General features: G+C 71.0%; 15 protein-coding genes. 14 read left to right on the top strand and 1 reads right to left on the bottom strand.

Going from position 1 to position 13,299, the window contains the following annotated elements; all coding sequences use genetic code 11:
• Nucleotides 1-9 precede the first annotated feature (9 nt).
• The 11 genes from ACGFY5_RS18715 to ACGFY5_RS18765 all read left to right on the top strand — a co-directional run bounded on the left by ACGFY5_RS18715 (nucleotide 10) and on the right by ACGFY5_RS18765 (nucleotide 9,756).
• Nucleotides 10-306: a DUF503 domain-containing protein gene (locus ACGFY5_RS18715; protein WP_392721338.1), complete on the top strand. Its 297-nt coding sequence runs from the start codon at nucleotides 10-12 to the stop codon at nucleotides 304-306.
• 48 nt (nucleotides 307-354) lie between these two features.
• A complete protein-coding gene (gene rbfA, locus ACGFY5_RS18720; RefSeq protein WP_392721339.1) occupies nucleotides 355-861 on the top strand; it encodes a 30S ribosome-binding factor RbfA in 507 nt (168 codons plus the stop codon).
• An 86-nt stretch (nucleotides 862-947) separates the two neighbouring features.
• A complete protein-coding gene (locus tag ACGFY5_RS18725) occupies nucleotides 948-2,003 on the top strand; it encodes a bifunctional oligoribonuclease/PAP phosphatase NrnA (protein ID WP_392721341.1) in 1,056 nt (351 codons plus the stop codon).
• Nucleotides 2,000-2,887: a tRNA pseudouridine(55) synthase TruB gene (gene truB / locus ACGFY5_RS18730; protein WP_392722528.1), complete on the top strand. Its 888-nt coding sequence runs from the start codon at nucleotides 2,000-2,002 to the stop codon at nucleotides 2,885-2,887. Before ACGFY5_RS18725 ends, truB begins: the two co-directional genes overlap by 4 nt.
• Before the next feature lie 69 nt (nucleotides 2,888-2,956).
• A complete protein-coding gene (locus tag ACGFY5_RS18735) occupies nucleotides 2,957-3,958 on the top strand; it encodes a bifunctional riboflavin kinase/FAD synthetase (protein WP_392721342.1) in 1,002 nt (333 codons plus the stop codon).
• 119 nt (nucleotides 3,959-4,077) lie between these two features.
• Nucleotides 4,078-4,347, top strand: a complete 270-nt coding sequence (gene rpsO, locus ACGFY5_RS18740) for a 30S ribosomal protein S15 (protein WP_035856924.1) — start codon at nucleotides 4,078-4,080, stop codon at nucleotides 4,345-4,347.
• A gap of 219 nt (nucleotides 4,348-4,566) precedes the next feature.
• Complete coding sequence (locus ACGFY5_RS18745) at nucleotides 4,567-6,783, top strand: polyribonucleotide nucleotidyltransferase (protein ID WP_392721343.1); 2,217 nt, start codon at nucleotides 4,567-4,569, stop codon at nucleotides 6,781-6,783.
• Nucleotides 6,780-8,099 carry a M16 family metallopeptidase gene (locus ACGFY5_RS18750; RefSeq protein WP_392721345.1) on the top strand — a complete coding sequence of 440 codons (1,320 nt, stop codon included), beginning with the start codon at nucleotides 6,780-6,782 and terminating at the stop codon, nucleotides 8,097-8,099. The genes ACGFY5_RS18745 and ACGFY5_RS18750 overlap by 4 nt, the downstream gene beginning before the upstream one ends.
• Nucleotide 8,100: 1 nt before the next feature.
• Entirely contained in the window at nucleotides 8,101-8,856 is a 756-nt protein-coding gene (gene dapB, locus ACGFY5_RS18755) for a 4-hydroxy-tetrahydrodipicolinate reductase (RefSeq protein WP_392721348.1), read from the top strand.
• 1 nt (nucleotide 8,857) lies between these two features.
• Complete coding sequence (locus tag ACGFY5_RS18760) at nucleotides 8,858-9,325, top strand: hypothetical protein (RefSeq protein WP_392721349.1); 468 nt, start codon at nucleotides 8,858-8,860, stop codon at nucleotides 9,323-9,325.
• A gap of 68 nt (nucleotides 9,326-9,393) precedes the next feature.
• On the top strand, nucleotides 9,394-9,756 hold the full coding sequence (locus ACGFY5_RS18765; protein ID WP_392721351.1) for a zf-TFIIB domain-containing protein: 363 nt from the start codon (nucleotides 9,394-9,396) through the stop codon (nucleotides 9,754-9,756).
• A gap of 47 nt (nucleotides 9,757-9,803) precedes the next feature.
• On the opposite strand, the gene ACGFY5_RS18770 is transcribed toward ACGFY5_RS18765, so the two are convergent.
• Nucleotides 9,804-10,379 carry a GNAT family N-acetyltransferase gene (locus ACGFY5_RS18770; RefSeq protein WP_392721352.1) on the bottom strand — a complete coding sequence of 192 codons (576 nt, stop codon included), beginning with the start codon at nucleotides 10,377-10,379 and terminating at the stop codon, nucleotides 9,804-9,806.
• Between the two features lie 182 nt (nucleotides 10,380-10,561).
• Here ACGFY5_RS18770 and ACGFY5_RS18775 point away from each other — a divergent pair, with 182 nt between their 5' ends.
• From ACGFY5_RS18775 to thyX, 3 genes are all read left to right on the top strand, one after another.
• Nucleotides 10,562-11,878, top strand: coding sequence for a winged helix-turn-helix domain-containing protein (locus ACGFY5_RS18775; protein WP_392721354.1), 1,317 nt, complete (start codon nucleotides 10,562-10,564; stop codon nucleotides 11,876-11,878).
• Between the two features lie 72 nt (nucleotides 11,879-11,950).
• The gene (locus ACGFY5_RS18780; RefSeq protein ID WP_392721355.1) at nucleotides 11,951-12,469 is read left to right on the top strand and encodes a DUF2752 domain-containing protein; all 519 of its coding nucleotides are present in this window, start codon (nucleotides 11,951-11,953) and stop codon (nucleotides 12,467-12,469) included.
• 38 nt (nucleotides 12,470-12,507) lie between these two features.
• Nucleotides 12,508-13,266: an FAD-dependent thymidylate synthase gene (thyX, locus tag ACGFY5_RS18785; protein WP_392721357.1), complete on the top strand. Its 759-nt coding sequence runs from the start codon at nucleotides 12,508-12,510 to the stop codon at nucleotides 13,264-13,266.
• Nucleotides 13,267-13,299 lie beyond the last annotated feature (33 nt).

Below are 13,299 nucleotides of genomic sequence, written 5' to 3' on the forward strand. Positions count from 1 at the left end.
AGGAGCCAGGTGTTCACAGGCACGTTGGAGTTCGACGTCGTGCTGCCCACCGACAGCCGCAGCCTGAAGGCCAAGCGGGCGTACGTGCGCCCGGTGGTCGCCGCGCTGCGTCGGCTGGAGGTGTCGGCCGCCGAGGTCGATCTGAACGATCTGCACGGCCGGGCGGCGATCGGGGTGGCGGCCGTCGCGAGTACCGCCAAACATGTCGGTGAGGTGCTGGACGCCTGCGAGCGTCTGGTCGCCGGCCGGCCGGAATTGGAACTTCTCTCTGTGCGTCGCCGGCTGCATTCCAGCGATGACGACTAGCCGTTCGACGGCGGCGACAACTGATTCCCTGCCCAGGAGTGAGACACGATGGCTGACGCAGCACGGGCGAGGAAGCTCGCCGTCCGGATCCAGGAGATCGTCGCGGAGAACCTCCGCACGCAGGTCAAGGATCCGCGTCTGGGCATGGTGACGGTGACCGACGTCAAGGTCACCGCGGACCTGCACGACGCGACCGTCTACTACACGGTCTACGGCGACGACGCCGACCGCGCCGCCACCGCCGCGGCACTGGAGAGCGCGCGGGGTGTCCTGCGCAGCGCCGTCGGACGCCAGACGGGGGTGCGTTTCACCCCGACGCTGGCGTTCACGCTCGACGAGGTGCCGACCACGGTCAACCACATCGACGAGCTGCTGGCCGAGGCGCGCGCGGCCGACGCGGAGGTGCAGCGGCAGGCCGCCGGTGCCAGCTACGCCGGCGACGCCGACCCGTACAAGCACGACGACGAGGACGACGGCGAGGACGCCCCCGCGGCGGTCCCCGACGCGGCCGCCGTCGAGGCGGGCATCGACACGGCGGGCCGGAGCGGCCGGTGAACCCGGCAATCGTCGACCAGCCCGGCCTGCGTCCCGGCCGGGCCCATCGCCGGGCGCCTGCCGCGCGTCCGGTGTACGGTCCGGACGTGACCGACAGCCGGAGCGCGTCGACCGCGCCGGTGCCGCCGGCGGCCGGTGCGATCTCCGAGGACGCCTGGGCGCAGGCGCTGACGCTCCTGCGCGGCTCCGGTCGGTCGATCGTCCTGGCCTGCCACCTCAACCCCGACGGGGACGCACTGGGCAGCATGCTCGCCACCGCGCTGGGCCTGCGTCAGCTCGGCATCTCGGTGCAGGCGTCGTTCAGCAACCCGTTCCGGTTGCCCCAGGCGCTGGCCCAGCTCGCCGGCCTGGAGCTGCTGGTCCGCCCCGAAGAGGTCGTGACGCGGCCCGACGTGCTGGTCACGTTCGACACCGGCAGCGTCGACCGGCTCGGTGACCTGGCTCCGCTCGTCGCGGCCGCCGGCGAGGTGATCGTCGTCGACCACCACGTCACCAACAGCGGTTTCGGCACGTACAACCTCATCGACCCGCGGGCGGCCGCCACGGCCGTCGTCGTGGAGGAGCTGCTGACCCGGCTCGGCGTGCGGCTCGACGCCGCGATCGCCGAGTGCCTCTACGTCGGTCTCTCCACCGACACCGCGTCGTTCCGCGGCGCCGCCACCTCACCGTCGACGCACGAGCTGGCCGCGCGGCTGCTGGCGACCGGCATCAAGCCCGACGAGATCAGCCGGCGCCTCTACGACGCCCGGCCGATGCGGTCGCTGCACCTGCTCGCCGACGTGTTGAGCCGGGTCGTGCTCGAGCCCGACCTCGCCGGTGGCGCCGGTCTGAGCTGGTCGTACGTCACCCAGGAAGACCTGGAGCGCTACGGCCTGGGCATGGAGTGGGTCGAGGGCGTGGTGGACATGATCCGCGGCGCCGAGGAGAGCACGCTCGCGATGGTGGCCAAGCAGATCGTGCCCGGCGAGTGGTCGATCTCGCTGCGTTCCCGCGGCTCGATCGACGTCGGCGCGCTGTCCGTGCGGCTGGGCGGTGGCGGCCACCGGTTCGCCGCCGGGTTCACCGGTCGCGGTCCGCTCGAGGACGTCGTCGCGTCCCTGCGTGCGGCGCTGGACGACGTTCCGGTTCCGGTGACGAGCTGAACGCCAGCAGTGGCCTGGTCGTCGTCGACAAGCCGGCGGGAATGACGTCGCACGACGTCGTCGGCCGCATGCGCCGGATCGCGAAGACACGCAAGATCGGGCACGCCGGCACGCTCGACCCGATGGCCACCGGCGTGCTCGTGCTGGGCGTCGAACGGGCCACGAAGCTGCTCGGCCACCTGACGCTGACCGCGAAGACGTACGTCGCGACGATCCGTCTCGGGTACGCGACGGTGACCGACGACGCCGAGGGCGCGCGCCTGGACGGGGCTTCCGCCGCCGCCGTGACGCTCGATCAGGTGAACGCCGGTATCGCTGACCTCACCGGGGTCATCGACCAGGTGCCCTCGGCGGTTTCGGCCGTGAAGGTCGACGGCCGCCGCGCCTACGACCGGGTGCGGTCCGGCGAAGAGGTCGAGCTGAAGTCCCGGCGGGTGACCGTCTCGCGCTTCGACCTGCTCGCCGACCGCCGCCCGGAACCCGACCTCCTCGACCTCGACGTCGTCGTCGACTGCTCGTCGGGCACCTACATCCGGGCGCTCGCCCGCGACCTCGGCCGGACGCTGGGCACGGGTGGGCACCTGACCGCGCTGCGCCGCACCCGGGTCGGTCCGTTCACGCTCGCGGAGGCCCGGACCCTCGAACAGCTCGCCGACGAAGAGGATCCGGTCACACTCGATCTCGACTCGGCGGTGGACGCGGCGTTCCCGCGGCGCGACGTCGACGGCCCCACCGCGACCGTTCTCGGGCACGGCGGACGCCTGCCGACAACCGGTGTGACCGGCCCGTACGGGGTTTTCGGCCCCGACGGGCGGGTCGTGGCGCTGGTGGTCGAGCGGGACGGCGCGGCGCGTCCGGAAGTGGTACTGCGGCCGTCGGGCTGAGCGTCGGCCATCCCGACCGACGAACTAGGCTGAGTTCGATCAGGTAGTGCCGACGAGAGGCAGGCGAGCGTGCTGCGGTGGCGCGGGCTGGCGGACGATGCGCCGGACTGGAACCGGACCGTCGTCACGATCGGCGTCTTCGACGGCGTCCATCGAGGTCATCGGGCCTTGATCGACGCCGCGGTGCGCGAGGCGGCGGCGCTGCTCCCGGTGCCCCATCCCTCCGGCACCGGCGCTCCGCCGGTCGTCGTCGTGACGTTCGACCCGCACCCGGCGGCGGTGCTCCAGCCCGAGGCGGCGCCCGACCGGCTCACGACGCTCGACCACCGTGCCGTGCTGCTCGAGGCGCTGGCGGCCGACGGCCTGACCGTCGACGGTCTGTGCACGCTGCCGTTCACGCTGGAGCTGGCGCGGCTCTCGCCGGAGGAGTTCGTCCGGACCGTGCTCGTCGAGCACCTGCGCGCGGCGGCCGTCGTCGTCGGCGACAACTTCCGCTTCGGCCACCGGGCCGAGGGTGACGTCGCCCGGCTGCGGACGCTCGGCGCGGAGCTCGGGTTCGAGGTCCGCGCGGTCGGGCTGCTCACCGACGCCGACGGGCCGGTGTCCAGCAGCCGCATCCGGGCCGACGTCACCGAGGGCGAGGTCGAGCGCGCTGCGGCCGCCCTGGGGCGGCCGCACCGCGTCGAGGGCGTGGTGGTCCGCGGCGATCAGCGCGGCCGCGAGCTGGGGTTCCCCACCGCGAACCTGTCGTCGCCGTCGTTCACGTCGGTGCCCGCCGACGGCGTCTACGCCGGTTGGCTGGTGCGCAACCCGGCCCAGCACGCGGGGGACCGCGAGATCCCGCTGCCGGCCGCGATCAGCATCGGCACCAACCCGACGTTCGCCGGTGAGCGGGCGCGCCGGGTGGAGGCGTACATCCTCGACTTCGACGAGGACATCTACGACGAGAACGTCGCTGTCGACTTCGCCGCGCGGCTGCGGCCCACCGTCGCGTTCTCGTCGGTCGACGCGCTGATCACCCAGATGAACGCCGACGTGTCCCGGGTGCGCGAGCTGCTCCTCGGCGGGTGATTCGTCGTCAGGTGTACGGGCTGGTAGCGTTGGCTCGACGCCGGGTTTGACCCCGGCGGTGTGCAGGCTGCCCTCGTGACCACGACCGGGGGCCACACCGAAGAGATCAAGGAGAGTCCGTGGCGCTCGCCGCAGACGTCAAGAAGGAAATCATCGCCGAGTACTCGACGGTGGAGAACGACACCGGCTCCCCGGAGGTCCAGGTCGCGCTGCTGTCCCGGCGCATCAACGACCTGACCGAGCACATGAAGGCGCACAAGCACGACCACCACAGCCGCCGTGGGCTGCTGCTGCTGGTCGGCCGTCGTCGCCGGCTGCTCAACTACCTCGCCAAGACCGACATCAACCGCTACCGGTCGCTCATCGAGCGCCTCGGCCTGCGTCGCTGACGTCCTGCCTCGGGGAGCGCCTTCGGGCGCTCCCCGAGGCATAGCAGTACCGTTGTTGTAGACAAACCGAAGTACCGGGTGATCCGCGGACCCCGTGCGAGCCGGTCCTCGGTAGTACCCACTTGTGGAGCTCCTACAAGTTGGTTCGATCGAAGACCGGCACGAGATGCCGCTCGGGTCCTCCCATCGCCTGGTACGAGACCAGGAGGACCAAACTTTATGTCAGAACACACCGTGACCGAGGTCGTCGCGACCATCGACAACGGCAACCACCCGTCGCGGGAGATCCGCTTCAGCACGGGTCGGTTCGCCCGGCAGGCCGCCGGCTCCGTCACCGCCCAGCTCGGCGACACGCTCGTGCTGTCGGCCACCACGGCGTCCAAGAGCCCGAAGGAGCACTTCGACTTCTTCCCGCTCACCGTCGACGTCGAGGAGCGCATGTACGCCGCGGGTCGCATCCCCGGCTCGTTCTTCCGCCGCGAGGGCCGGCCCAGCGAGGACGCGATCCTCACCTGCCGCCTGATCGACCGCCCGCTGCGCCCGACGTTCGTCAAGGGCCTGCGCAATGAGGTCCAGGTCGTCGTGACGGTAATGTCGCTCGACCCCGACACGCTCTACGACGTGATCGCGATCAACGCCGCGTCGCTCTCCACCCAGCTCGCCGGCCTGCCGTTCAACGGCCCGATCGGTGCGACCCGGGTGGCGTACGTCGGTGGCGACTGGATCGCGTTCCCGACCCACAAGGAACTCGAGACCGCCACGTTCGACATGGTCGTCGCCGGCCGGGTCACCGAGGCCGGTGAGGTCGCGATCATGATGGTCGAGGCCGAGGCCACCGCGGACACCGTCGCGCTGATCGCCGGTGGCGCCCCCGCGCCCACCGAGGACGTCGTCGCCGCCGGTCTCGAGGCCGCGAAGCCGGCCATCAAGGCGCTGGTCGAGGCGCAGGCCGAGGTGGCCGCCAAGGCCGCGAAGCCGACCGGCGAGTTCCCGGTCTTCCTCGACTACCAGGACGACGTGTTCGAGGCCGTCTCCGCCGCGGTCAGCACCGAGCTGGACGCCGCGCTGCGGATCGCCCCCAAGCAGGAGCGCGAGACCGAGCTCGACCGCGTCAAGGGCCTGGCCATCGAGCGGGTCGCCGCGAAGTTCGAGGGCCGGGAGAAGGAGATCGGCGGCGCGCTCAAGTCGCTGACCAAGAACCTCATCCGCCAGCGTGTGCTGCGCGACAAGGTCCGTATCGACGGGCGTGGTCTCACCGACATCCGGACGCTCTCGGCCGAGGTCGAGATCCTGCCCCGGGTGCACGGTTCGGCGCTGTTCGAGCGCGGCGAGACCCAGATCCTGGGTGTCACCACGCTGAACATGCTCCGCATGGAGCAGCAGCTCGACACGCTCGCGCCCGAGACGCGCAAGCGGTACATGCACAACTACAACTTCCCGCCCTACTCGACCGGTGAGACCGGCCGCGTCGGCTCGCCGAAGCGTCGCGAGATCGGTCACGGAGCGCTCGCCGAGCGGGCCCTCGTGCCGGTGCTGCCGAGCCGCGAGGAGTTCCCCTACGCGATCCGGCAGGTCTCCGAGGCGCTGGGCTCGAACGGCTCCACCTCGATGGGGTCGGTCTGCGCCTCGACGATGTCGCTGCTCAACGCCGGCGTCCCGCTGAAGGCTCCGGTTGCGGGTATCGCGATGGGCCTGATCAGCGACACGGTGGACGGGAAGACCGAGTACGTCGCGCTGACCGACATCCTCGGTGCCGAGGACGCCTACGGCGACATGGACTTCAAGGTCGCCGGCACCAAGGAGTTCGTCACCGCGCTCCAGCTCGACACCAAGCTCGACGGCATCCCCTCCGAGGTGCTCGCCGGTGCGCTCACCCAGGCCAAGGACGCCCGCCTGACGATCCTCGAGGTCATGGGCGAAGCGATCGACGGCCCGGACGAGATGAGCCCGTTCGCGCCGCGCGTCACCACGGTGACGATCCCGGTCGACAAGATCGGTGCGGTCATCGGCCCCAAGGGCCAGATGATCAACGCGATCCAGGACGACACCGGTGCCGACATCACGATTGAGGACGACGGCACGATCTACGTCGGTGCCTCGGACGGCCCGTCGGCGCAGGCCGCTGTAGACCGCATCAACGCGATCGCCAACCCGACGCTGCCGAAGGTCGGCGAGCGGTACCTGGGCACTGTCGTCAAGACCGCTGCCTTCGGTGCGTTCGTCTCGCTGGTCCCCGGCAAGGACGGCCTGGTCCACATCTCGAAGCTCGGCGGCGGGAAGCGGATCAACAAGGTCGAGGACGTCGTCAAGGTCGGCGACAAGCTCCAGGTCGAGATCACCGACATCGACGCCCGCGGCAAGATCAGCCTGGTGCCGGTGAAGGACGAGGCCGCCGCTCCGGCTGCCGAGGCCGCTCCGGCCGAGACGCCTGCGTGACATCTGGCCAAGAAGGACGGTACGGCGGCACTGTCCGCCGTACCGTTCTCCCCAACGGTCTCCGGATCGTGACCGAGGCGCTGCCCACCGTGCGCAGCGTCTCGTTCGGCGTCTGGGTCGGGATCGGCTCGCGGGACGAGAGTCCCACGCTGGCCGGTGCGTCGCACTTCCTCGAGCACCTGCTGTTCAAGGGAACCAAGCGGCGCACCGCGTGGGACATCTCGGCGCAGATCGAGGCCGTCGGCGGTGACACCAACGCGTTCACCGCCAAGGAGTACACGTGCTATTACGCGCGGGTGCTCGACAGCGATCTGCCGCTGGCGGTGGACGTCATCTGCGACATGCTGACGTCCTCGCTGGTCACCAGCGCCGACCTGGAGGTCGAGCGCCAGGTGATCCTGGAAGAGATCGCGATGCACGACGACGAGCCCAGCGACGTCGTGCACGACCTGTTCACCACCGCGCTCTACGGTGACCACCCGCTCGGCCGGCCGGTCATCGGCACGACCGAGTCGATCACCGCGATGAAGCGCGACCAGGTGGCCGGGTTCTACCGCCGCCGGTACACGCCGCCGCAGCTGGTGATCTCCGCCGCGGGTAACCTCGACCACGACGAGACCGTGAAGCTGATCGCGGCAGCGTTCGCCGACGGTCCCGAGGGGACACCCACGACCGCCCGTCGTGGCCCGGAGGTCCGTCCCAAGGGCTCGGCGCTGGCCGTGCGCTCGAAGGAGACCGAGCAGGCGCACCTCGTGCTCGGCGTCCCCGCGATCGACCGGTTCGACGAGCGGCGGTTCGCGCTCGGCGTCCTCGACCAGGCGCTGGGCGGCGGCATGAGCAGCCGACTGTTCCAGGAGATCCGGGAGCAGCGCGGCCTCGCGTACTCGGTCTACTCTTTCGACACGCAGTACGCCGACGCCGGCCTGTTCGGCGTCTATGCCGGGTGCGCGCCGCGCCGGGCCCACGAGGTGCTGGACCTGATCCGGGTCGAACTCGACCGGGCCGCCACCGGTGGGATCACCGACGAGGAGGTCCGCCGGGGCAAGGGCATGCTGCGCGGAGCGAGCGTGCTCGGCCTGGAGGACACGTACTCCCGGATGAGCCGCATCGGCAAGGCAGAGCTGGTCCACGGCAACATCCTTTCGATCGACGACGTACTGGCCCGGATCGAGGCGGTGACCCCGGAGGACGTCCGGACCCTCGCCGCGGAACTGTTCACCGGGCCGGTGTCGCTCAGCGTCGTCGGGCCGTTCGCGGAGAACGACTTCGATTCGGCATTTTCGGCAGCGGCGCGGACTTCCGAGGGAGTGGCCTGAAATGGGAGCGATGCGGGTCGGCGTCATCGGAGCGCACGGGCGGATGGGCGCGGAGTCGGTCCGCGCGATCTCCGCGGCCGACGACCTGGAGATCGTCGCCGAACTCGGGTCGGGCGACGCCCTCGACAAGCTCGCCGACGCGCAGGTGGCCGTCGAGTTCACCCGCCCGGACGTCGTGCTGGACAACGTGAAATGGTGCGTCGAGCACGGGATCCACGTGGTGACCGGCACGACAGGGTTCACGACGGAACGGCTGGACACCGTGCGCGGCTGGCTGGCGTCGGCGCCGCACGTCGGGGTCGCGGTGGTGCCGAACTTCGCCCTCGGCGCGGTGCTCATGATGCGCTTCGCCGAGATCGCGGCCCGGTACTTCGAGTCGGTGGAGATCGTCGAACTACACCACCCGCAGAAGGTCGACGCCCCGAGCGGCACCGCGCGGCTGACCGCCGAGCGGATCGCCGCGGCGCGGACCGCGGCCGGGCTCGGCGACGTGCCGGACGCGACGTCCTCGGCGCTCGACGGCGCGCGTGGTGCGTCGATCGACGGGATCCCGGTGCACTCGGTGCGGGCCCGCGGGCTCGTCGCGCACCAGGAGGTGCTGTTCGGTGCGGCGGGGGAGACGCTGGCGATCCGGCACGACTCGTTCGACCGGACGTCCTTCATGCCGGGGGTGCTGCTCGCGGTGCGTTCGGTGGTGTCTCGGCCGGGGCTGACGATCGGCCTCGACCCGATGCTCGACCAGTCCGGTGTTGCCTGAAATGCGGCAGAAGGTCACCGTCGCCGCCCTGGTGGTGGTGCTCGCCGTCTACCTGGCGCTCGCACTGAACCGCGCGGTGATCCTGCTGCGCACCGGCGACGCCGTGTTGCTCGCGCTGGGCGTCGCCATGGTGCTGTTGCCGGTGCTCGGCGCGTGGCTGATCTGGCTCGAGATCAAGTTCGGGCGTGCCGCGCAGCGGCTGGCCGACGAGCTGTACGCCGAAGGCGGGCTGCCGGTCGACGATCTGCCGCGACGGCCGTCCGGGAGGGTCGTGCGGGAAGCCGCGGACGAGCGGTTCCGCGAGCGGCAGGCCGAGGTGGAGGCGGATCCGGACGACTGGCGTCGCTGGTTCCGGCTGAGCCTGGCCTACGACGACGCCGGGGACCGACGCCGGGCGCGGCACGCGGCGCGCAAAGCGATAGCCCTCCGCAACGACCTCGGGGATGCGCGGACCGGGCACAATCAGTGAGCGGAACCTGTGAGCGGCGTTCAGCCGTTGGCAGCGTGTCCATTCACCACTGAGGAGGCCTCCCGGTCATGATCTGTCCGAAGTGCCAGGCACCGATGCGGCAGTACGAACGAGCCGGCGTCACCATCGACCAGTGCACGGAGTGCCGCGGAATCTTCCTCGATCGGGGCGAGCTCGAGCGTCTGGTCGATGCGGAAGACAAGTACAGCCGCGGGCGTGGTGCGCCGAGCGCTCCTCCGCCCGCGCAGGGGTACCCGCCGCAGCCCGGCTACGGCCAGCAGCCCGCGTACGGCCAGCCCGCCTACGGGCAGCCGGCGTACCCGAGCCACGGTCAGCCCGCCTACGGTCACGGCGCCTACGGCCACCACGGCCACCGTCGCCACCGAGGCCACCGCCGCCACAAGTCCGTCTTCGACGACCTGTTCGGTTAGAGGGCGGCCCTGGACGGGCTCCAGGTCACTACTCAAAAGCGCAGCCGCTACGCGTCTGTGAGAGTGGTGGCTAGGCGGAGTTCGGGGACTTCGGTGCCGTTCATGTCTAGGACGCGGCCTACGCCGTCGGGGGCCCAGCCGGTGGATTCTAGGAACGATCGGGTCGCCTGATCGGCATCCAGGGCCCAGGCGACGGCACGGGTGAAACCGTCCTCGCGTGCGACGTCGGCCACGGCGGCCAGCAATCGGCTGCCGTGGCCGCGGCGTCCCCAGCGGGGTTCGACGAGCAGGGTGCTCACGGCGAGGGCTTTGGCGTCCCACTCGTCGCCGCCACGCTCTTCGGACGCGTAGCCGGGGCCCACCAGGTCCTCCACCGTCGCGGGGCCCGCGGCCGCGAATCCGACGGCGGCGTCGCCTTCGAGCGCCACGAGCACGTGGTGCCGCGGCGTCGGCGGCTCCACGATCGCCGACCGCCACTGCGCGGCGACGTCGTCCGCCTCCAGCGCGGCCAGCACGTCCTCCGGGATCACCCGCGCGTACGCGACGCGCCACGTCTCCAACTGGATCCGCGCGACGGCATCGGCATCATCGGCTCGCGCCGGTCGAACGAAGGCATCAACCACGTCGGCTATTCTGCACGGCCCGCTGAGAGCGGCGCAGGCAGGCGAGCGCGAGGTCTTGAGTATCAGTTATACGAGGCGACCTCGCGCTCGACTGCCTGCGCCGCTCTCAGCGGGCTCCACGTCAGAACAACGGAACAAGTGGCGCGACGGTTTTGTCGGTGGGTCCGGGCAGGATAGGCGCCGTGACCTCGATACAGAGTCTCTCGGCGGCCGAGGCGCGGCGGGCCGCGCTCGCGGCGCAGGGCTTCGCCGATCCGCGGCCGACCGGCAACCCCAGCGCCCGCGCGCTGCACCGCGTGCTCGACCGGGTGGGCCTGTTCCAGATCGACTCGGTCAACGTGCTGGTCCGCTCCCACTACCTCCCGGCGTTCAGCCGCCTCGGCGCCTACCGCCCGGAGCTGCTCGAACGGGCCGCCTACCGGCGCCCCCGGCAGCTGTTCGAGTACTGGGCCCACGAAGCCTCGTTACTGCCGGTGGACGCGCAGCCGTTCCTGCGCTGGCGCATGGCACAGGCCGCCGACAGGTCCTGGGGAGGCATGCGGCGCATCGCCGCGGAGAAGCCCGAGCTCGTCGCGAAGGTCCGCGACACGATCGCCGAGCGCGGTCCGATGACAGCAGGCGAACTCGAGGCCGAGAACGGTCCGAAAGCGCCCCGCTCCGGCCCCTGGTGGGACTGGCGCGAGAGCAAGCTCGCGCTGGAGTACCTGTTCTGGGCCGGTGAGGTGAGCACGTACGACCGGCGCAACTTCGAGCGCCGGTACGACCTCACCGAGCGGGTGCTCCCACCCGAGATCGTCGCGACCCCCACGCCGGAGCCCGCTGAGGCGTACCGCGAACTGATCCGCCGCTCGGCCCGCGCGCTGGGCGTCGCCACCGAGCCCGACCTGCGCGACTACTTCCGGCTCAAGCCCGACCAGTCCAAGCCCGCGGTGGCCGAGCTGGTCGAGGAGGGTGCGCTGATCCCGGTCGCCGTCGAGGGCTGGCGTGACGTCGGCTACCTCGCCGCCGACGCCCGGATCCCGCGTCGCGTCGGCGCGACCGCCCTGCTCTCACCGTTCGACTCGCTGGTCTGGTTCCGGCCGCGCACCGAGCGCCTGTTCGGTTTCCGCTACCGCTTGGAGATCTACACCCCCGCACCCCAGCGCGTGCACGGCTACTACGTGCTGCCGTTCCTGTTCCGGGGCCAGCTCGTCGGCCGCGTCGACCTCAAAGCCGACCGCGCCGCCGGCGTCCTCCGGGTCCCCGGCGCTTTCGGCGAGCCGGCACTCGCCACCCCGTTCGTACCGGTCGCGGACGGCGAGCTCGCGCTCCCGGCTGCGACCGGAGGCAGCGGCGGGTCCGTGCGGGGTGCCGGCGCCAAGCGTCGGGCCTTCGCCGAGGAGGCCGTGGCCTCACTCGCCGCCGAGTTGCGGGCGCTCGCGGGGTGGCTCGGGCTGGAACGCGTGGAGGTCGCCCCGAACGGGGACCTCGCGGCACCCCTGATCGCCGCTGTCGGGTGATCGATAACGCCCGATCAGCGATCGCGAACCGCGTGTATCGTCGCGATGGAGCCAGTTTCACGAGGAGGACGGATGCTCGAGCAGGCCGGAGCGCCGCAAGCCGGGCACGAGCACCACGAGCAGTACGGGTGGAACTACGCGCCCCCGAGTCGCTTCGAGCGCATCGCGATGGCCGCCTGGACCAAGCCGTCCTGGCTCGCCCCGCTCGCGATCCTCGGCTGCATGGGAGCCGCAGGTACCTACGTACTGAGCAACGACCCCACCGACGCACAGCTCGACCCGCTCGGGCCGTGCGCGTTCAAGATGCTCACCGGCCTGGACTGCCCGGGCTGTGGCGGCACCCGCATGGTCTGGTACCTCCTGCACGGCGACGTCCTCAACGCTGCGCGGTACCACATCGTCGCGCTGGCAGCGATCCCGATCCTGCTCTGGGCGTACCTCGTGTTCGGCGCCAAGCGCCTGTTCAACGTCACGCTGCCGAGCAAGCGCATCCCGCTCCTCGCCGTCTTCGGCTACCTCCTCTTCTGGGTGGTCTTCGCGGTGTTGCGGAACCTTCCGTGGGCTCCGTTCGACTGGTTCTACGTAAGCTGACCGGCGGACCCCTCACCGGTTAACAGCAAGGAGCAATCGTGGCCGAGATCGTGCCGCTGTCTGTCCGCGCGATCGCTTGGACGCACTTCGAACCCCCGGCCGACGTCGACTGGTCGACCGACGCCGAGGGCGGTGAGGCGCTCGCCGAGTTCGCCGGCCGTGCGTGTTACCAGTCGTGGAGCAAGCCGAACCCGGCCACCGCGACGAACGCCGGCTACCTCCGGCACATCCTCGACGTGGGCCACCTGTCGGTGCTCGAGCACGGCAGCGTCACGTTCTACCTCACCGGCGTCTCCCGCTCGCTCACCCACGAGCTGATCCGCCACCGGCACTTCTCCTACAGCCAGTTGTCTCAGCGTTACGTCCCGGAGCGGGACGCGGCGATGGTCGAGCCCGACATCATCGCGGCCGACCCGGAGCTGCACGAGGCGTTCGCGAAGGCCGCGGAGGCCAGCGTCACCGCCTACACGACGCTGCTCGAGGGCTTGGAGAAGAAGTTCGCCGAGGAGGGCGCCACCAACCGCACGCTCGCGCGCAAGCAGGCCCGCCAGGCCGCCCGGAGCGTGCTCCCGAACGCCACCGAGACGCGCATCGTCGTCACCGGCAACTACCGTGCGTGGCGCCACTTCATCGCGATGCGCGCCACCGAGCACGCCGACGTCGAGATCCGCGCGCTGGCCGTCGCGAGCCTGCGGGAGCTGCAGCGAATCGCGGCGAATGCGTTCGCCGACTTCACGATCACCGCGCTCCCTGACGGCACGGAAGTTGCTACCAGTCCCTTGGTCACCGAGGGCTGAGTCCGCCGACGCGTTGCGGCCGCCGGGACGGTA

Origin of the sequence: Cryptosporangium sp. NPDC048952, assembly GCF_043197895.1 — a bacterium.
Lineage (GTDB): Bacteria > Actinomycetota > Actinomycetes > Mycobacteriales > Cryptosporangiaceae > Cryptosporangium.

Coding starts and splice junctions, on each gene's coding strand:
- rbfA (WP_392721339.1), top strand. CDS start 355: ATGGCTGACGCAGCACGGGCGAGGAAGCTCGCCGTCCGGATCCAGGAG.
- ACGFY5_RS18745 (WP_392721343.1), top strand. CDS start 4,567: ATGTCAGAACACACCGTGACCGAGGTCGTCGCGACCATCGACAACGGC.
- dapB (WP_392721348.1), top strand. CDS start 8,101: ATGGGAGCGATGCGGGTCGGCGTCATCGGAGCGCACGGGCGGATGGGC.
- ACGFY5_RS18760 (WP_392721349.1), top strand. CDS start 8,858: ATGCGGCAGAAGGTCACCGTCGCCGCCCTGGTGGTGGTGCTCGCCGTC.
- ACGFY5_RS18765 (WP_392721351.1), top strand. CDS start 9,394: ATGATCTGTCCGAAGTGCCAGGCACCGATGCGGCAGTACGAACGAGCC.
- ACGFY5_RS18780 (WP_392721355.1), top strand. CDS start 11,951: ATGCTCGAGCAGGCCGGAGCGCCGCAAGCCGGGCACGAGCACCACGAG.